General features: G+C 73.5%; 16 protein-coding genes and 1 tRNA gene. 12 read left to right on the top strand and 5 right to left on the bottom strand.

Annotated features, from left to right (window positions below):
• The first annotated feature begins 81 nt into the window (after nucleotides 1–81).
• Nucleotides 82–1,635 carry an MFS transporter gene (locus ACWC21_RS20150; RefSeq protein ID WP_450883621.1) on the top strand — a complete coding sequence of 518 codons (1,554 nt, stop codon included), beginning with the start codon at nucleotides 82–84 and terminating at the stop codon, nucleotides 1,633–1,635.
• On the top strand, nucleotides 1,632–2,240 hold the full coding sequence (locus ACWC21_RS20145) for an acyl-CoA-like ligand-binding transcription factor (RefSeq protein WP_450883619.1): 609 nt from the start codon (nucleotides 1,632–1,634) through the stop codon (nucleotides 2,238–2,240). Before ACWC21_RS20150 ends, ACWC21_RS20145 begins: the two co-directional genes overlap by 4 nt.
• A gap of 44 nt (nucleotides 2,241–2,284) precedes the next feature.
• On the opposite strand, the gene ACWC21_RS20140 is transcribed toward ACWC21_RS20145, so the two are convergent.
• Together ACWC21_RS20140 and ACWC21_RS20135 are read right to left on the bottom strand one after the other, a co-directional pair.
• Nucleotides 2,285–3,154, bottom strand: a complete 870-nt coding sequence (locus ACWC21_RS20140; RefSeq protein ID WP_450883617.1) for a spermidine synthase — start codon at nucleotides 3,152–3,154, stop codon at nucleotides 2,285–2,287.
• A 35-nt stretch (nucleotides 3,155–3,189) separates the two neighbouring features.
• A complete protein-coding gene (locus tag ACWC21_RS20135; protein WP_450883616.1) occupies nucleotides 3,190–3,576 on the bottom strand; it encodes a hypothetical protein in 387 nt (128 codons plus the stop codon).
• 256 nt (nucleotides 3,577–3,832) lie between these two features.
• Here ACWC21_RS20135 and ACWC21_RS20130 point away from each other — a divergent pair, with 256 nt between their 5' ends.
• The gene (locus ACWC21_RS20130) at nucleotides 3,833–5,284 is read left to right on the top strand and encodes a hypothetical protein (protein ID WP_450883614.1); all 1,452 of its coding nucleotides are present in this window, start codon (nucleotides 3,833–3,835) and stop codon (nucleotides 5,282–5,284) included.
• A 21-nt stretch (nucleotides 5,285–5,305) separates the two neighbouring features.
• Here ACWC21_RS20130 and ACWC21_RS20125 read toward each other — a convergent pair whose 3' ends face one another.
• On the bottom strand, nucleotides 5,306–5,902 hold the full coding sequence (locus ACWC21_RS20125) for a histidine phosphatase family protein (protein ID WP_450883612.1): 597 nt from the start codon (nucleotides 5,900–5,902) through the stop codon (nucleotides 5,306–5,308).
• A gap of 210 nt (nucleotides 5,903–6,112) precedes the next feature.
• On the opposite strand from ACWC21_RS20125, the gene ACWC21_RS20120 reads away from it, so the two are divergent.
• From ACWC21_RS20120 to ACWC21_RS20085, 8 genes are all read left to right on the top strand, one after another.
• The gene (locus ACWC21_RS20120) at nucleotides 6,113–7,066 is read left to right on the top strand and encodes a phosphatase PAP2 family protein (protein ID WP_450883610.1); all 954 of its coding nucleotides are present in this window, start codon (nucleotides 6,113–6,115) and stop codon (nucleotides 7,064–7,066) included.
• Nucleotides 6,963–8,147 carry a hypothetical protein gene (locus tag ACWC21_RS20115; protein WP_450883608.1) on the top strand — a complete coding sequence of 395 codons (1,185 nt, stop codon included), beginning with the start codon at nucleotides 6,963–6,965 and terminating at the stop codon, nucleotides 8,145–8,147. Before ACWC21_RS20120 ends, ACWC21_RS20115 begins: the two co-directional genes overlap by 104 nt.
• On the top strand, nucleotides 8,138–9,742 hold the full coding sequence (locus tag ACWC21_RS20110) for a hypothetical protein (RefSeq protein WP_450883606.1): 1,605 nt from the start codon (nucleotides 8,138–8,140) through the stop codon (nucleotides 9,740–9,742). The genes ACWC21_RS20115 and ACWC21_RS20110 overlap by 10 nt, the downstream gene beginning before the upstream one ends.
• A complete protein-coding gene (locus ACWC21_RS20105; protein ID WP_450883604.1) occupies nucleotides 9,739–11,079 on the top strand; it encodes an AAA domain-containing protein in 1,341 nt (446 codons plus the stop codon). The genes ACWC21_RS20110 and ACWC21_RS20105 overlap by 4 nt, the downstream gene beginning before the upstream one ends.
• 122 nt (nucleotides 11,080–11,201) lie before the next feature.
• Nucleotides 11,202–11,414 carry a hypothetical protein gene (locus ACWC21_RS20100; protein WP_450883603.1) on the top strand — a complete coding sequence of 71 codons (213 nt, stop codon included), beginning with the start codon at nucleotides 11,202–11,204 and terminating at the stop codon, nucleotides 11,412–11,414.
• 148 nt (nucleotides 11,415–11,562) lie between these two features.
• Nucleotides 11,563–11,934 (top strand): hypothetical protein, encoded by a 372-nt coding sequence (locus ACWC21_RS20095; RefSeq protein WP_450883601.1) that lies wholly within the window; start codon nucleotides 11,563–11,565, stop codon nucleotides 11,932–11,934.
• A gap of 122 nt (nucleotides 11,935–12,056) precedes the next feature.
• Complete coding sequence (locus ACWC21_RS20090; protein WP_450883599.1) at nucleotides 12,057–12,626, top strand: hypothetical protein; 570 nt, start codon at nucleotides 12,057–12,059, stop codon at nucleotides 12,624–12,626.
• Nucleotides 12,617–12,690: transfer RNA gene (locus ACWC21_RS20085), tRNA-Lys, on the top strand. The genes ACWC21_RS20090 and ACWC21_RS20085 overlap by 10 nt, the downstream gene beginning before the upstream one ends.
• Nucleotides 12,691–12,830: 140 nt before the next feature.
• Here the strand turns inward: ACWC21_RS20085 and ACWC21_RS20080 are convergent.
• Nucleotides 12,831–14,207, bottom strand: coding sequence for a M6 family metalloprotease domain-containing protein (locus ACWC21_RS20080; protein WP_450883598.1), 1,377 nt, complete (start codon nucleotides 14,205–14,207; stop codon nucleotides 12,831–12,833).
• Between the two features lie 266 nt (nucleotides 14,208–14,473).
• Between ACWC21_RS20080 and ACWC21_RS20075 the strand changes: the two genes are divergently transcribed.
• Entirely contained in the window at nucleotides 14,474–16,351 is a 1,878-nt protein-coding gene (locus ACWC21_RS20075) for a putative bifunctional diguanylate cyclase/phosphodiesterase (RefSeq protein ID WP_450883596.1), read from the top strand.
• Here the strand turns inward: ACWC21_RS20075 and ACWC21_RS20070 are convergent.
• A complete protein-coding gene (locus ACWC21_RS20070; RefSeq protein WP_450883594.1) occupies nucleotides 16,330–17,418 on the bottom strand; it encodes an LLM class flavin-dependent oxidoreductase in 1,089 nt (362 codons plus the stop codon). The two genes, ACWC21_RS20075 and ACWC21_RS20070, sit on opposite strands and share 22 nt — an antisense overlap.
• Nucleotides 17,419–17,545 lie beyond the last annotated feature (127 nt).

Raw genomic sequence — 17,545 nt, 5'->3', positions numbered from 1 at the left:
AGTGAAAGACAACTAGATATTGACAGTCGACTCCCATTTGACAGTAACCTCTCATCAGGTTGCTCCGAATGGGAGGTCCCCATGTCCAAGTCCGCGCCCCGCCTCTCCGACTCCCCCCGCCGCTGGCTCGCCCTCGCCGCGCTCACCCTGAGCGTGCTGATCGTCGGCCTCGACGGCACCGTCATCAACGTCGCACTGCCCACCATCGCCGGCGAACTGCACGCCGACAGCGCCCAGTTGCAGTGGATCGGCGGCGGCTACCTGCTGTCCCTGTCGGTGGCGATGCTCCCGGTCGGCCTGCTCGGCGACCGTTACGGGCACAGGCGGCTGCTGCTGTCCGGCATCACGCTCTTCGGCCTCGCCTCGTTAGGCGGTGCGCTCGCCCACTCGCCGTCGGCGGTCATCGCCGCCCGGGCCGTCCTCGGTCTCGGCGCCGCCGCGATCATGCCGCTGTCCATGGCGATCCTGCCCCGCGTCTTCGCCAAGGAGGAACTGCCCAAGGCGATCGCCGTGTGGACCGCGGCCACCGCGCTCGGTATGCCGGTCGGACCCGTGGTCGGCGGCTGGCTGCTCGACCACTTCTGGTGGGGCTCGGTGTTCCTGTTCAACGCGCCGGTCGCCGCACTCGCCGTCCTCGCGGGCACCTGGCTGCTGCCCCGTGACACCGCCGTCCGTACCTCCGCGCCGTTCGACACCCTCGGCAGCGTCCTGGGCGGTCTGGGCATCACCGCGCTGGTCTACGGCACGATCCTGATCCCCCGCGACGGCTGGACCTCGCCGTCGGCCCTCGTCCCGCTCGCCGCGGCGGCCGTCCTGCTGGCCGCCTTCGTGCTGCGCGAGCGCCGGTACGCCCATCCGATCGTCGACCTGAGCCTGTTCGCCGACCGTCGTTTCCTGTGGGGCACGCTGATCGCCGTCTTCGTCAACTTCGCGGTGATGGGCATCCTGTTCGTCGTCCCGCAGTATCTGCAGTCCGTGCTCGGCAACGACGCCTTCGGCACCGGTCTGCGCGTCCTGCCCCTGATCGGGGGCCTGATGGCGGCGGCCGCCGCGAGCGAGCCCCTGGTCCCGCGGCTGGGCGCGCGGACGGTCGTACCGACGGGCCTGCTGGTGCTCGGCGCCGGCGTGCTGCTCGGCGCGACCACCGGCATCTCGGACGGGTACGGCTTCACCGCGCTGTGGCTGGGCCTGACCGGCCTCGGCTTCGGGCTGGCCGTGGTCCCGGCCACCAGCCTCGTGATGGCCGCCCTGCCCGAGGACAACACCGGGTCCGGCACCAGCCTGCTGGAGACCGTCCAGCAACTCGGCTCGGTCCTCGGCGTCGCCGGGCTGGGCAGCCTGCTCAGCTACGGCTACCTCGCCCGCCTGCACACCGGCGCCCTGCCGAAGCCCACGGCGGACGCGGCCCGCGACTCCGTCTCCGGTGCCGACGCGGTGGCCGCGCGACTGCACGACGCCGGCCTGGCGGTCCACGCGCACGAGGCGTTCATCCACGGTATGAACCTGGTCCTGACGGCCTGCGGCGCGATCGCCCTGCTGGGTGCCGTCCTGGCGGCCGTCTTCCTGCCCGGCACCGCCCCCTGCTCCCGGACGGTGGCCCGGTCCGCCGCCCAGCCCGCAGAATCGGTCGCATGACGATGCACGAGACCTCCGCCGCACCCCTCGGCCTGCGCGAGCGCAAGAAGCAGCAGACCCGCGAGCGCATCCGCCGGGAGGCCTACCGCCTCTTCGCCGAGCACGGGTACGAGGCCACCACGGTCGACCAGATCGCGGAGGCGGCGGAGGTCTCGCCCAGCACCTTCTTCCGGTACTTCCCCACCAAGGAGGACGTGGTCCTCCAGGACGAGTACGACCCGGCCCTCGCCGCCGCCCTGCGCTCCCGCCCCGCCGACGAGCCCATCGTCGAGGCGGTGCTCAACTCCCTGAAGGGCCCCGTCGGGGAGATGATCCAGCAGGACCGCGACGACCTTCTGCTGCGGACCCGGATCTCCTTCACCGACCCGGCCATCCGCGCCCGCACCGTCGCGGAACAGGAGCGCAGCGAGCGGGCCATCGCCGAGATCATCGCCGAGCGCGCCGGGCGCGACACGTCCGACCTGGAGGTCAGGTGCGCGGCGGCGGCGATCATCGCCGTCTTCACCACCCTCGTACGGCACTGGGTGGAGGGCGACGGCCGGGAGGACCTGGCGGCGCTGTACGAGCGCCACCTTCCGTTGCTGTCACGGGGCTTGGACTTCTGACCGATCACCATCAGTCGTCATCCGTGGCGTCATCAATGGCGTCATCAGTGGAAGACCGAGGGCGGCGGGGCCGGTGAGGCCACCGCCGCCCCGTCCGTGACCGGTACGGCCCCTCCGGTGAAGGCGAGGAGCGCGTGGCCGTGCTCGACCCGCCCGGGGTGCGGGTCGGAGGCGGCGCGGCGGGTCAGTTCGGCGACCGGGAGCGGGCGGTCGGCGGCGACCAGGACCGCGTTGCCGAACCGCTTGCCGCGCAGCACGGCCGGATCGGCGACCAGCGCGAGTTCGGAAAAGCGTGCGGCGGCGGTGGCGATCTGGCCCCGCAGATGGGCCAGCGGCGGACCGTCGGCGAGGTTGGCGGCGTAGATCCCGCCGGGGGTCAGGGTCCTGCGGACCTCGTCGAGGAACTCGGTGGAGGTGAGGTGGGCGGGGGTCCGGGCGCCGCTGAACACGTCGGCGACGACCAGGTCGGCCCAGCCGTCCGGCACCTTGGCCAGACCTTCACGGGCGTCCGTCGACCGCACCCGGATCCGGGCGCCGGGATCCAGGGGCAGCTCACGCCGGACCAGTTCGACGAGTTGCGCGTCCCGCTCGACGACCTGCTGGGTGGAGCGGGGGCGGGTGGCGGCCACATAGCGGGCCAGGGTGAACGCGCCGCCGCCGAGATGCACGGCGCGCACCGGTCTGCCGGGCGGTGCGACGAGGTCGACGACGTGTCCCAGCCGCCGCTGGTACTCGAAGGAGAGGTACGCCGGGTCGTCGAGGTCGACGTGCGACTGCGGGGCCCCGTCGATCAGCAGGGTCCAGGCCCGCCGGCGGTCCCGGTCGGGTGTCAGCTCGGCGAGGCCGCCGTCGACGTCCTCGACGACCGCTTCGGCACCGGCCTGTCTGCGCCGGGGATTCCTGGACTTGCCCATGGGGCCATTTTCGCAGGCCCCGCCCGGGGTGCCGCTCAGCGGCAGTCGTCCGCCGCCCTGAGCAGCCGCGCCGCCTCCCCCAGGGCCCGTCTGAGCACCGCGGGATCCGTGGCGGGGTCGGCCTCCCCCGGCGGCACCAGCCAGTCCGAGCCCTCGGCCGAGGGCTGCGGGGGGAAACTCAGACCGCGCCCGTCGGTCTCCGTGCAGATGCTGCCGGGTACGTCCCACCCGGCCGCGGTGCCCGGCGGAACCAGGAAACCGAGCGTGTCGCACCCGTCGTCGAGCAGTACGGGTCCCACGGCGTCGCCGGCCGCACCCCGCCGCAGGATGTCGACCGCCTCCAGACCGTGCCGGGTCGGCACGGTCACCACGTCGCACGCGGTCGGCGACGGCGCACAAGGATCGTTGCTCCGGCTGGTCATCCCGGCCTCCACCACGCAGCCCTCTTACAGGTCCGCCCTGTCCAACGCGGCACGGCGTCAACGGCTACGGCACAAGTTGGCCGCAAAGGATGGCACTTCATGGCAGATCGTGTATGAGATATCCGGTTTGTAGCCAAACACAGCGTGTCGGGTCCGACACAGCAGGTACGTTCTTGCCCGCCGGAACCGGGGCGTCACTCGGACAACTCGCACCCGATCCGGCATGGTTCGACGGTTCGCACGAGAGGACCCGGCCATGGCGTCGTCAACCGTGACCTCGTCGCAGCACGAGCGGCCACCACGGCCGAACCTCACCTTCCGGAAGCTGCGCGGCCGGCACTCACCGGCCGAGTTCGCCGCACTGGTACGGCGGGCCGCCCGTGAGATCGGCGAGCGGGTGAGCTGTGACGCGCGCTACATCGGCCGGGTCGAGGCGGGCGAGATCCGCTGCCCGAACTACGCGTACGAACGGGTGTTCCTGCACATGTTCCCCGGCCGCACGCTCGCCGACCTGGGCTTCGCGCCCCGCTCGTCGGTACGCGGACGCGGGGCACGCCCGGCAGGGGAAACGCTCCTCTCACGCACACCGCATCCGGCGTTCGCCGCACATGAGACGCAGGCGGCGTCCGAGCCGTATGACACGCAGGACCCGTACGACACGCACGAGAACCACGAGATCCACGAGGAGAGCGACGTGCTGCGTCGCGCATTCATGACGGGCGGGGGCGCCACCGTGGCCGCCGCCACGCTGGGCCCCCTGGGGTTCACCATCGAGGCCGCGGCGGCGGGCCGGCCGGTGCGCCGCGCCGGGTCCTCGGAGGCGGCCGCCCTCGAGGAGGCCGTCCGCCGCATCCGGCTGCTCGACGACCGGCACGGCGCGGACGGGCTCTACCGGCGCGCGGCGGCTCCGCTGCGCGCCGCGTACGAGCTGCTCGACGCCGGCGCGACGCGGCAGACGACCGCCGACCGGCTGCACTCGGGCGCCGGGGAACTCGCCATCTCGGTGGGCTGGCTGGCCCACGACTCCGGCCGCTTCGACGACGCCCGCTCGCACTACGCGGAGGCGCTGGCGACCGCCCGCATGACCGGGGACCCGGCCCTGGAGGCGCACGCGTTCTGCAACACGGCCTTCCTCGCCCGGGACACGGGACGGCCCCGCGAGGCGGTCCGGGCGGCGCAGGCCGCGCAGCGGGTGGGGCGGACGCTGGGATCGGCGCGCCTGATGTCGCTGCTCGCGCTGCGCGAGGCGGGCGGCTGGGCCGGGCTCGCCGACCGCACCGGCTGCGCACAGGCGCTCGCCCGGGCGCAGGCCCTGTACGACCGGGGCCGTTCGGACGCCGATCCCGAGTGGATGAGCTTCTACGGCGAGGCCGAGCTGGAGGGACTGGAGGCGCAGTGCTGGTCGACGCTGGGCGACTGGACGCGGGCGGCCCGGCACGCGCGGCGGGCGGCTCAGCTGCAGGACCCCCACTTCACGCGGAACATCGCGCTGTACACGGCCGAGCTCGCGGACGACCTCGCGCGCGGGGGCCGGCCGGACGAGGCGGCGTCGGCCGGGATGCGGGTGCTGGACCTGCTGGACCAGGTGCAGTCGTCGCGGATCCAGACGATGCTCGCGGGGACCGCGCGGGTGCTGCTGCCGCACCGGCGTGACTCCGGGGTGTCGCGGTTCCTGGACCGGCACGCGACACTGCCGCGCACGGTGTGACCGCCCCGCGCGCGTGGGACGTCAACCGGGCAGGTGCCCCAGGTCGTTCCAGCTCTCGATCGCCGGTTCCCCGTATGCCCAGCCGAGGACGGACAGCGACGTCGGGTTGAGGCGGATCCGCGCGGCGAAGTCCAGCGGCAGGCCCAGCCACCGGGCGCCCACGGACCGCAGGATGTGGCCGTGGGCGAACACGAGTACGTCCCGCTCCGCGGCCCGCGCCCAGGACACCACCTCGTCCGCACGGGCCGTCACCTCGGCGAGCGTCTCCCCCTCGGGGACACCGTCCCGCCAGATCAGCCAACCGGGGCGAACGGCCTGTATGTCCTCGGGGGTCATGCCCTCGTAGGCGCCGTAGTCCCACTCCAGCAGCGCGTCCCAGGTGGCCGCCCGCTCACCGAACCCGGCGAGTTCGCACGTCTCGCGCGCGCGTGCCAGCGGGCTGGTGCGCACCTCGACGTCGGCCAGGCCGTCGAAGGGCGCGCGGTGGAGGCGTTCGCCGAGCAGTTTGGCGCCGTCGCGTCCCTCGTCCAGGAGGGGCACGTCGGTCCTGCCGGTGTGCTTGCCGGACAGCGACCAGGCCGTCTGTCCGTGCCGGGCCAGCAGGATGCGCGGAGCCATGGGGGACCTTTCCGGGAGATATGGGGGAGCACTCGGGGAGAAACCCGATGCGTGGCCCCTCCATCATCGCGCACGCTGTTTCCGGGCAACCCGGTGGGCGAGCTCGGCGTCTATCACGGCTGGAGCGCCGCCCTAGCCGGAAGCGATACGCCGTAGAGTGGCACGCCCGGCCCGAAGGGCGCCGCGGACCAGAAGGGGGAGGGCGATCGGATGCCGCAGACCGAGACACCGGGAACCGAGGTGTCCCCGCGGACCCGGCTGCGGTGGTGGACCGAAGTTCCGCTGATCCTGCTGGTGTACGCCTGCTACACGGCCGGCCGGCTGATCGCGCGGACCGACGTCTCCGGCGCCGTCGACCACGGCCTGGCGATCCTGCGCTTCGAGAAGGCGCTGCACCTCAACGCCGAGCATCCGCTGAACCGCCTGTTCACCCGTGAGCCGTGGCTCGGCGTCCCGGCCGACTTCTGGTACGCGTCACTGCACTACGTGGTCACGCCCGCGATCATGGTGTGGCTGTTCCGCTCCCGCAAGGACATCTACCGGGCGGCCCGCACCTGGTTGTGGACGTCCACGTTCATAGGACTGATCGGCTTCACCCTGCTGCCCACCTGCCCGCCCCGCCTCCTGACGGCGAGCTACGGCTTCGTGGACACGATGGCCGAGTACAGCTCGTACGGCTGGTGGGGTGCCGAGGCCAGCGCTCCGCGGGGCATGGGCGGCATGACGAACCAGTACGCGGCCATGCCGAGCCTGCACGTGGGCTGGGCGCTGTGGTGCGGAGTGATGCTGTGGCGGTACGGCCGCACACGGGCCGCCAGGACCGCCGCCGTCGCCTATCCGCTGCTGACCGCGATCGTGGTGATGGGCACCGCCAACCACTACTTCCTGGACGCGGTGGCGGGCGCGGCCGTGATGGGTGCCGGACTGCTGCTGACCCCGTACGTGACGCGTGGCGTGGACCTGCTGCGGGCACGGCTGGTGCCGGGCACCTCTGTGGTCACGGCGGGCTCGGAGGGCACACCCGCCCCGATTGTCAGTGGCGGATGCCAGACTTCCGCGGGTGAGCGAATTCCACGGCAGCGGAAGCCACGGCTCGAATCCGGAGCCGAACCGGACGCCGTCCCCACCGACGCGGGGGACGGCGCTCCGGCACCGGCTCGCTGAGCTGCGCGGCCCCGACGTACCGGCCAAGGCACTGGACGCGCGCGCCCTCGCGGCGCTCGCCGCCAACCCGGGATGCAGACGGCGGGCGATCCTGGACGGCGCGGGTGTCGACAAGGCGGCCGTGGCGAGCGCGCTGGGCAGCCCGTCCGTCTTCGGGCAGTCGCAGTTCGCCCTGACCCGGGGCAACGCGTTCGAGGCACGGGTGAAGGCCGACGGCGGCGCGGAGCTGCTGCGCCTGGTGCACGCCAGGCTGGACCCGGGCGCCGAGCCGCCGCAGCGGACGCATGTCCCGGATCTGTCCGCGCCCGGCCCGGCGGGGCGTACGGCGCGTACGGCGCTGGCGCTGCGGGAGGCCGTGGAGGCGGGCGGCTGGACCCTGCTCGACCATCCGATGCTGGCGCTGGACGTCGCGGGTTCCCCGGCGTTCCTGGAGCCGGACGCGGTGGTGGTGCACCCGGACGGCAGCTGGACGGTCGTGGAGATCAAGTCCTTCCCGCTGCTGGACGGTTCCGCGGACCCGGCGAAGGTGGGCGCGGCCGCGCGGCAGGCGGCGGTGTACGTGCTCGCCCTGGAGGAGGTCGCCGCGCGCCTCACCCCCGCCCCGCGGGTGCGCCACCGCGTCCTGCTGGTCTGCCCCAAGGACTTCTCCAACCTGGCCACCGCCTCGGCCGTGGACGTCCGCAAGCAGCGCGCGGTCACCGCCCGCCAGCTGGCCCGGCTCACCCGTATCGAGGACATCGCCGACGACCTCCCCGAGGGCACCTGCTTCGCCCCGGGCCTGCCGGCCGAGGAGTTGGCGGCGGCGGTGGAGTCGGTCCCGGCGACGTACGCGCCCGAGTGCCTGGCCGCGTGCGAGCTGGCCTTCCACTGCCGGGGACGCTCCCGCGCGGCCGGCGCGGTGACCACGCTGGGCCGCCCGGTCCGCGCGGAACTGGGCGGGCTGGCGACGGTGGACGACGTGCTGGCGGCGGCCCGCGGCGAGCTCGGCGACCCGGAGGATCCCGCGGTGGCGGCGTTGCGCAGGGCGGCGGCCCTGCGGGCGGAGGCGCTGGCCGGCCGGGAGGTGGCCGGGTGTCCCTGATCGCCACCCTCGCCCGGCTCGAGGCCGTCAGCTCCGGCCGCGCCCGGCCCACCGCGACCGTCCGGCACCGGCATCTGTCCGACCGTCCGCTGGTGTTCGTGCCGCTCACCACCGCCGGTGAGGCCGGTGCCCCGCTCGGTGCGCTGGTCGGCACCGACCGGGACGCGCCGCGCCTGCTGGTCGTACCGCAGCCGCGCGACCGTGACCTGCGCTTCGCGTTCCTCGCCGAACTGGCGGACATCGTCCTGCCGTACGTCGACTCGTACGCGGACGTCGTCGAGCCCGCCGAGCGCACCGAGACCGACCCGGAGACCGGCAAGCGGGTCAAGGTCGAGGTCGACCTGTGCGCGGATGCCCCGCAGTTGATCGTGCCGAGCCGCGCGGGCGTGGAGTTCGTCCGGCTGCTCGGGCGCTCCATGCGGTTCCGGCGCACGACGGAGCAGGACCCTGAGGCGCCCTACCCGGCGCCGCCCCGGGTGCCGTTGCTCGGGCGGTGGCTGACGCACTTCGGGGAGCGGGCCCGGGTGCCCGGCTCCTCGCTGCTGCTGGCGCTGACGGACGTGCTGTCACGGCACTGGGCGACCGGGCAGTCCAGCCTGGAGGACCAGCACCTGGGTGCGCTGCTCGCCTGGATCGACCCCCCGCGGGGGAGCACGGGCGCCGAGGAGGCGCTGCGGGCGGAGCTGGCGCGGGACGCCGACGGCCAGTTGCTGTGCCCGCCGGCGGGTCCGGCCACCGACCCGGCGTTCGACAACAAGCTGCTCGCACCCGCCCTGGAGCGCTACGACCGTGCCCGTACGGCCCTCGCCGCCGCCGAGGACGGACTGCAGGCGGACGACCGGCTCGGCGCGCTCTCAGCGGCCGAGCGGGAGATCCGCGACCTGGTGGAGAGCCGGGTCCGGCCCACCTGGGAGTCGGTGTGGCGCGGTGTCGACCTGCTGCGCGGACTGCCCGAGGGGGCGCACGTCGAGGAGCGGTGGACCCGCGACCGCTGGTCGTTCACCGGCCACCGCGACCGGGTGCTCGCCGGGGAGCCGCCGCAGCCGCGCCGCGACGACGCGGTGACGGCCGCGAACAAGCTGGCCACGCGCGAGCGGGAACAGGCCCGGCTGGAGGCGCAGGAGGCGCTCGACGACCCGCTGGTGATGGCGGGGCGGCGGCTGGCCGGGGAGGCGTTCACGGGGGAGGTCACGGACGTCGTCATGGCGTACAGCGAGGGCAAGCGGCCCAGCCCGCGTCCGCTGGTGACCGTACGGACGGACGACCGGCCGCACCTCGGGGAGCGGGCGAAGGTGTACCGCTCGCTGGGCGGGAAGCCGCAGGCCGCTGAGTTCGTCGGGTTCGCCGGGGCCGAGGGCGAGGGGCTGGTCGTCCTGCGGATCGTGGACAAGATGGGTCGCGGCAAGGAGCCCGAGGCCGGGTCGGTGCCGGAGAAGGGCGACCGGATCTGCTTCACCCTGTTCGAGCACGAGCAGCGCGGCGGGGCGAAGTTGCCCGACCCGGAGGAGACCCCGTGGACGCACGGCGGGCCGCCGGGTGAGGCGGCGGCCGTGCCGGAGCCCGCCGATTCCGTCACCGAGGAGGACGTGCTGTGAGCGCCGAGGCCGTGTTCGACCCCGGGGCCGCGGCGGCGCGGGCCACCGACGCGATCCTCCGCGACACCGTGCACGGCGCCCACCGGGGCGTGGTCGTCGACTCCCCGCCGGGCGCCGGCAAGTCGACCCTCGTCGTCCGCGCGGCCCTGGAACTCGCCGACGCCGGGCGTCCGCTGATGGTGGTCGCGCAGACCAACGCCCAGGTCGACGACCTGGTGCTCCGGCTCGCCGAGAAGAACCCCGAACTGCCCGTCGGCCGTCTGCACAGCAGCGACACCGATCCGTACGACAAGGCGCTGGACGACCTGCCGCACGTCCGGAAGTCCGCGAAGGCGGCCGACCTGGCCGGGGTCCCGGTGGTGCTCTCCACCGCCGCCAAGTGGGCGCACGTGAAGGTGGACGAGCCGTGGCGGCACGCCATCGTCGACGAGGCGTACCAGATGCGTTCGGACGCGCTGCTCGCCGTGGCCGGACTGTTCGAACGGGCGCTGTTCGTGGGTGACCCGGGCCAGCTGGACCCGTTCGCGATCGTCGGCAGCGAGCAGTGGGCGGGCCTGTCCTACGACCCGTCCGCCTCGGCCGTGACGACGCTGCTCGCGCACAACCCCGAGCTGCCGCAGCACCGGCTGCCGGTGTCGTGGCGGCTCCCGGCGTCGGCGGCGCCCCTGGTCTCGGACGCGTTCTACCCGTACACCCCGTTCCGCAGCGGCACGGACCACGGTGACCGCCGCCTGGTCTTCGCCGTCCCCTCGGACGGCTCCGGCCCCGACCGGGTGATCGACGAGGCGGCGGCCGCGGGCTGGGGGCTGCTGGAGCTGCCCGCGCGGCACACGCCGAGGACGGATCCGGAGGCGGTACGGGCGGTGGCCACGGTGGTCCGGCGGCTGCTGGACCGGGGCGGCGCGGCGACCTTGGAGCGTTCGCCGGACCCGGCACCGCTCACCGCGGACCGGATCGCGGTCGGCACCGCCCACCGTGACCAGGCGGCGGCGGTACGGGCGGCGCTGGCCGAGCTGGGCGTGGCCGACGTGACCGTGGACACGGCGAACCGGCTGCAGGGCCGGGAGTTCGACGTCACGGTCGTCCTGCATCCGCTGTCCGGCCGCCCCGACGCCACCGCCTTCCATCTGGAGACGGGCCGGCTGTGCGTGCTCGCCTCCCGGCACCGTCAGGCGTGCATCGTGGTGTGCCGGGCGGGAGTGGGCGAGCTGCTGGACGACTACCCGTCCACCGAGCCGGTCCAGCTCGGGACGGTGGTGAAGTTCCCCGACGGCTGGGAGGCGAACCACGCGGTGCTGGCGCATCTGGCGGAACACCGGGTGAGCTGGCGTCCCTGACCCTCCGGCCCTGCCTCTCTCCCCGGCAGCCGGCCGGCCCGGCAGCCGGCCGGCCCTACAGGCGAGCCAGCTCCGGCGCCGTCGGCGGTTTCGTGCGCGAGCCCTCGGGCACCCTGGTGGCCATGAGCAGCCGGGCTGGACGAGTGACGTCGGCCTCATTGCTCGTGGCGGCGAGCTGCGCGGCGCTGCTGCTGCCCACAGGCGCTGCCGACCTGGCGCACAGCCGGGTTCGCGGGATGGTTCCGCTGGTCTGCGGCGTCGGGATCACGGTCGCCGCGTTCATGGTTCCCAGGCGCGGCACGAAGCGGGCCGGGCGGCGGCGGACCTCCGGGTGACCGCGGCCCCGGCGGACCCTGCGGAACACCGGACGGCCCGACCGTGTTGCGCCAACGTTCGGCGCCGTCTTGCGCGGAGGCGGGACAATGGAGGGTGGCCCACCCGGAGGGCGGCGCCCCATCGAACCCGTACTAGGAGGAAAAAGACATGGCGGAGCCCACGCCGCGTCGGCAGGAACCGCGGCTACGCCCCGCGCCCCTGCTCTTCGAGCCCGCCGAGGCCGTCGCCGATCCCGAGCACTTCTTCAACCTGGAGTCGATCGAGGATCCGCGGGCGCTGCTGGCGCGGGCGACGGAGCTGACGCAGGCGTTCCGTGCGGCGACCGACCGGGCGGTGGAGTTCCAGGCCATCGCGGCGGCCCAGCTGGCCGATCCCCGGCGGTTCGACCGGCTGACGGCGGCGGACATCGCCGAGCGGGCGGAGTGGACCGAGGACTACGCCAAGAAGATGGTGGAGTTCGGGCGCGACCTGATGCGGGGCGCGGTCGGTGAGGGACAGGGGTCGGCGGACCCGGTGTGACCGTCCCGGGTCTGTTATCCGGCATATGCCAGGCGGGCAAGATACTCCTTCCCCTCCCGTCGTGCACCCGTTTCCCGCAACCCAGGGGAACGGGTCGCTCACCGACGGTAGAGGTAGTCGGTATGAGCAGCACACGGAACGGCTTGGCCGGGAACGCCGGGGTCACCGGTGTCACCAGGGTCACCCCCGACGGCGCCGAATGGCTGTCCGGCACGGGGGCATATCCGCGAAGCGGCTCGGCACACGCGGTGCTGCCCTGCGGGCACACCTTCGACGTGGTGAGCGCACCGGCGATCTTCGGACGGCGGATGCTGGACCGGCTCTGGGGCGAGGGGCCGGGCTCCGGGCCGGTGGCGGTGTATCGGGGCCGGATGCTGTTGTTCGCCACGCCCGGTACGGCGCAGCGACTGCCCTCCCTGCTGGCCTGGGAGGAGTGGGGCTGGGCCGTTCCGCCCCTGCTCTGCCACGGCAAGGGGGACGCCGTGACCGTTCCGGCACTCACCGAGGGTGACTGTCCCGCTCCGGGTGGTGCGCGGTGGCTGGTGGCCCCCGACACCCGGCATCCCTGGCTGCCGGGCCCGGAGGTGGTGGTGTGGGCGGCCGTCCGGGCGGCCCGTGCGGCGGTGCGGATATCGATTTTTCCTCCCGCCGAGCAGGATGCTAAGGTCTACGACGTCAGCAGGCGCCGCTAGCTCAGTTGGTTAGAGCAGCTGACTCTTAATCAGCGGGTCCGGGGTTCGAGTCCCTGGCGGCGCACGATGACGATGGCGAGGCACGACCGCAAAAAAACGCGGTCACGCCTCGCCATCGTCGTGTTTGCACGGCTTCGCCGCGCGTTGTGGGGGGCTCCGTCGCCCACCCCCCGTGAGGCCGGTCCACAACCGCCCCTTACGCGGTCAGCCCGCTCCCCCCGGCCCCGGTGTGATCTTCACCGTCCACGCGCCGGACGGGGTGCGGTCCTCCACCTCCACCCGCACGCGGTCGCCCGGCACCGTGAAGCTCTCGCCGAGGGCGACCGGCGCGTCGGCCAGGGGCGGGTACACGGAGTTCTCCCAGCAGGCCTCGGTGCGCGGGTGGGCGTCGACCACCTGGATCGGCCCGTCGCCGGACTGCGCCCCGCCGCGCACCCGGTACACCAGCACGCCCGGCCGGCAGGCCGCGGCGTCGCTCCCGGCCGGCTCACGCGCCTCGAAGGCCAGTACGGACTCGGGGCCGGTGCGCACGAGGGCAAGTTTCACGCCGTCGCCGAGCCCGAAGGCGGGCGCACCCGAGGCATCCGTGACGGTGGTGCCCGGGCCCGCGGCCAGGGGTTCCAGGGTCAGCCGGGTGGACCCGCGGCCCCGCACGCACACCACCTGGCGCGGCCCCAGCCAGCCCAGCCTCCACTTGTGCCAGGCGAAGAGATCGGGGGCGAGTCCGAACTGGCTGCCCATCAGGTCCCAGTCCCCGACGTACGTGTCCCAGTCCCCCTTGCCGTCCACCGGTCGGTGGTACAGGTCCGGCAGGTCGAAGACGTGCCCGGTCTCGTGCGCCAGCACCAGGCGGTCCGGCGGATGCTGCTCGAAGACCGTGACCACCCGCCGGACGTCCGTGCCGTCGACGTGCAGCGGCGTGTTCAGGTTGACCACCTTCGTCGCGTCCGAGTCCACGCCGGGCGCGTCCGGGTCGGCGACGAAGTACACGACGTCGTAGCGCGAGAAGTCCACCGCGGGATCGGCCACGGCGAACGCGTCCCGCAGGTAGGCGGCCCTGCGTTCCGGATCCCAGTCCCGCTTTATGGCGTACGACGTCGACGGCCGCGGCATGCGCAGCCAGCGCCGGAGCGGATGCGGATGAAGGGTGAACCGGCCGTAGGAGGCGCGTTCGAAGAACCGGCTGGTGGCCGGGAAGTGGTCGGCGGTCAGCTCGGCGGGTGTGGTGCGGGGGGTGGAGTCCGGGAAGGACAGGAACACCAGGACCGCTTCGAGCGGGTGGGAGGGGCGGGTGTAGGCGGTGTTCCAGGTGTCCACACCCTCCGAGTGGTGCGCGTCGGTCCTCTTCAGGGCGCACGGCGCCGTGGTGAACGGCTCGGCGACCGAGGGGACGCTGAGGATCGAGGTCGCGGCGAGCGCCGACATGGTGGTGCACACGGCGGCGGTGCTGCGAAGCCGGGGCCGGGCGCCGGCCCGGCCGAGCCTCGCAAGCGCCTCGCGGGAAAGCCGCTTGAGGGGCAGCTGACGCGGCACGGGGACCTCCGGGTGCGGTTCACGGGACACCGCACCCAGCTTGTGCATGTTTGTGGTGCTACGCCCTGTTTGCCTGCACCAGAAGGGTGAGGGTCGAGGAAGTGCCACGAATGGCCGACACCCCGAATCACTCACGGAACGTCACAACCGGTCAGAGGGCCCGAGAACCCGCACAGGGACGGGCAGAAACGATCTGTCGGAGCTGCCGGTCGCTCCGGGAGACTGGACAGCGACTGGAAGGCCCCCGGGCCAGCCTCTATGATCGGCACACTTTCCTGCGCGGACAGCGATCGAGTGCACTGCGGGAGCGAGCGGTGAGCGGAACGTCCGAAGGGCCGACGCCCGCGGCAGACCTCGACCGGTCAGCCGTCACAGAGGGTGACAATTCGGCGTCTCCCCGTGCGGGGACCCACACCGGGGCCGTCAGCCGCCCTCCCGACCCCCCGCCGCACGCCTACCGCTCCGTCTTCGCGACCGCTCCGCTCGCGATGGCGGTCGTCGACGGCGACGGCCTGGTCGCCGACGCCAACCCGGCCTTCTGCGCCCTGCTCGGCACCGATCCGGCCGCGCTGCCCGGGCGGGTCGCCGCCGACCTGGTGGACCTGGACTCCGACACCCGTATCCGGCACGCCTACCGCGAGGTGCTGCACGGCCGGCAGACCAGACTGCGCTGCACCCGCCCGCTCAAGCACCCCGACGGCCATTCGCTGTGGGTGCAGGTCACCGTCGCCCCCCTCGCGGACGCCGAGCGGGGCGTCCTGCTCTCGGTCGCCGACATCAGCGCCCGCCGCGAGCTCCAGGCCCGGCTCAGGCACTTGCAGATGCACGACCCGGTGACCCGGCTGCCCAACCGCACCCTGTTCTTCGAGCGTCTGTCCGCGGCGCTGGAGGCGGAGTCGTACGAGCAGAGCGGCACCGGGCGGATCGGGCTGTGCTATCTGGATCTGGACGGCTTCAAGGCGGTCAACGACACCCTCGGCCACCGCGTCGGCGACCGTCTGCTGGCCGCCGTCGCCGAGCGGCTGACCCGGGTGGCCGACGAGGCCGGGCACACCCGCTCCGGCACGCCCCTGGTGGCACGGCTCGGCGGTGACGAGTTCGCGCTCCTCGTGGAGGACTCCACGGGGACGGAACAGCTCGCCGAACTCGCCGAGTCGGCGTTGGAGGCCATCCAGGAACCCTTCGATCTCGCGGGCCGCCGGCTGTCGTTGTCCGCGTCGATCGGCGTCGTCGAACGCCACGCGGCCGGCACCACCGCGACCGGCCTGATGCAGGCCGCCGACACGACCCTGTACTGGGCGAAGGCCGACGGCAAGGCCCGCTGGACCCTGTTCGACCCGGAGCGCAACGCGCACCGCATGACCCGCCAGGCCCTGTCGTCCACGCTCCGCCACGCCATCGACCGGGGCGAGTTCGTGCTGGAGTACCAGCCGCTGGTGGCGATGGAGGACGGGCGGCTGCGCGGCGTCGAGGCCCTGGTCCGCTGGAACCACCCGCAGTTCGGGATGCTGACGCCGAATCGGTTCATCGGACTGGCCGAGGAGGACGGCTCGATCGTTCCGCTCGGCCGCTGGGCCCTGGCGACCGCCTGCCGCCAGGCCCGCCGCTGGCAGCTGGACCATCCCGACGAGCCGCCGATCTTCGTGAGCGTCAACGTGGCCGTCCGCCAGGTCTGGGACTCCGACCTGGTGGCGGACGTGGCGGAGGTCCTCGCGGAGACGGGCCTCCCCCCGCACCTGCTGCAGCTGGAGCTCACCGAGTCGGCGGTGATGGGCTCGGCGGGGCGCCCCCTGCAGGCCCTCAAGGCGCTCAGCGACATGGGCGTGGGCATCGCCATCGACGACTTCGGCACCGGCTACTCGAACCTGGCCTATCTCAGCCGTCTGCCGGTGTCGGGACTCAAGCTGGACGGCTCCTTCGTGCGCGGCTTCCAGTACGAGGAGTCGGGCGACGCGACCGCCACCCCGCCGAACCCGGCCGACGAGGTCATCGTCGAGGCGATGGTCCAGCTGGCCCACCGCCTGGGCCTCACGGTCACCGCCGAGTGCGTGGAGACCTCCGCGCAGGCGTCCCGGCTGCGGCGCATCGGCTGCGACACCGGCCAGGGGTGGCTGTACTCCCGGCCGGTGCCGCCGGATCGTATCTCCGAGCTGCTGGGCGGCACCCAGGCCTACGCGGTGGGCAACCCGTAGGCGTCCGCGATGAGTTCGTAGGACCGCAGCCGGAGCTCACCTCGGTGCGCGTGCGAGGTGAGCATCAACTCGTCGGCTCCGGTGCGCTTGTGCAGTTCGTCGAGCCCGGTGCGCACCTCGTCGGCCGTTCCGTGCACGATGTTGCCGGCCCAGGAGGCGACGAACTCCTCCTCCATCGGACTGAACTCGTGCGCCTCGGCCTCCTCCGGACCGGGGAAGAGCCCGGGCCGCCCGGTGCGCAGGCGCACCATGTTCAGCGCGGTGGCGCGCACCTGCCGGCGTGCCTCCTTCTCGTCGTCCGCGGCGAGGGCGGAGACCCCGATGAGGGCGTACGGCTCGTCGAGCACCGCGGACGGCCGGAAGGTCTCCCGGTACAGATCCAGGGCCGGGATGGTGTTGTGCGCGGAGAAGTGGTGCGCGAAGGCGAACGGCAGCCCGAGCAGACCGGCGAGCCGGGCGCTGAACCCGGACGACCCGAGGAGCCAGACGGGCGGCCGGTGCGGTGACTGGACACCGCCCGGCGAGGTCGCCTGCACCGGGCCGGGGACCGCGTGGATCCTCCGGTACGGATGCCCGTCGGGGAAGTCGTCGTCGAGGAACCGGGTGAGCTCGGCGAGCTGCTGCGGGAAGTCGTCCGCGCCCTCGTTCGGCGTGTCCGTCCGCCGCAGCGCGGCCGCGGTCGCGCCGTCGGTGCCCGGCGCCCGCCCGAGCCCCAGGTCGATCCGCCCCGGCGCCATGGCCTCCAGCGTCCCGAACTGCTCGGCGATGACCAGGGGCGCGTGGTTGGGCAGCATCACGCCGCCCGACCCGAGCCGGATCCGCTCGGTGTGCGCGGCGAGGTGGGCCAGGATCACCGCCGGCGAGGAGGAGGCCACCCCCGGCATCGAGTGGTGCTCGGCCACCCAGTACCGGTGGAACCCCCGCGACTCCGCGAGCCGCGACAGCTCGACGCTGGTCCGCAGCGCGTCGGTGGCGGTGCTCCCCGCACCGACGGTCACCAGATCCAGCACGGAGAGGGGAACGGGGGCGGTCCCCCGCACGGTTCCCCGGATCTCGTCTGCCGACACGGTGGGTGCCTCCTGTTTACTCGGCGGTGGCCTGCGAGAGCTTTAACAGGAGGGAGTCTCCGCTTATTCCCGGAGGGGGTACGAGAACGAGCCGGGGCGCTGGGGCGCAGCCCCGCCGGGGTCTGGG

This window comes from Streptomyces sp. NPDC001348 (assembly GCF_053597535.1).
Note: the sequence above shows the minus strand (reverse complement) of the source record. Positions and strands in the feature narration are given on the sequence as shown.

What these genes read in the sequence shown, in the direction of transcription:
- ACWC21_RS20150 (WP_450883621.1), top strand. Translation starts at nt 82, where the DNA reads ATGTCCAAGTCCGCGCCCCGCCTCTCCGACTCCCCCCGCCGCTGGCTC.
- ACWC21_RS20145 (WP_450883619.1), top strand. Translation starts at nt 1,632, where the DNA reads ATGACGATGCACGAGACCTCCGCCGCACCCCTCGGCCTGCGCGAGCGC.
- ACWC21_RS20140 (WP_450883617.1), bottom strand. Translation starts at nt 3,154, where the DNA reads ATGGGCAAGTCCAGGAATCCCCGGCGCAGACAGGCCGGTGCCGAAGCG.
- ACWC21_RS20135 (WP_450883616.1), bottom strand. Translation starts at nt 3,576, where the DNA reads ATGACCAGCCGGAGCAACGATCCTTGTGCGCCGTCGCCGACCGCGTGC.
- ACWC21_RS20130 (WP_450883614.1), top strand. Translation starts at nt 3,833, where the DNA reads ATGGCGTCGTCAACCGTGACCTCGTCGCAGCACGAGCGGCCACCACGG.
- ACWC21_RS20125 (WP_450883612.1), bottom strand. Translation starts at nt 5,902, where the DNA reads ATGGCTCCGCGCATCCTGCTGGCCCGGCACGGACAGACGGCCTGGTCG.
- ACWC21_RS20120 (WP_450883610.1), top strand. Translation starts at nt 6,113, where the DNA reads ATGCCGCAGACCGAGACACCGGGAACCGAGGTGTCCCCGCGGACCCGG.
- ACWC21_RS20100 (WP_450883603.1), top strand. Translation starts at nt 11,202, where the DNA reads ATGAGCAGCCGGGCTGGACGAGTGACGTCGGCCTCATTGCTCGTGGCG.
- ACWC21_RS20095 (WP_450883601.1), top strand. Translation starts at nt 11,563, where the DNA reads ATGGCGGAGCCCACGCCGCGTCGGCAGGAACCGCGGCTACGCCCCGCG.
- ACWC21_RS20090 (WP_450883599.1), top strand. Translation starts at nt 12,057, where the DNA reads ATGAGCAGCACACGGAACGGCTTGGCCGGGAACGCCGGGGTCACCGGT.
- ACWC21_RS20080 (WP_450883598.1), bottom strand. Translation starts at nt 14,207, where the DNA reads ATGCACAAGCTGGGTGCGGTGTCCCGTGAACCGCACCCGGAGGTCCCC.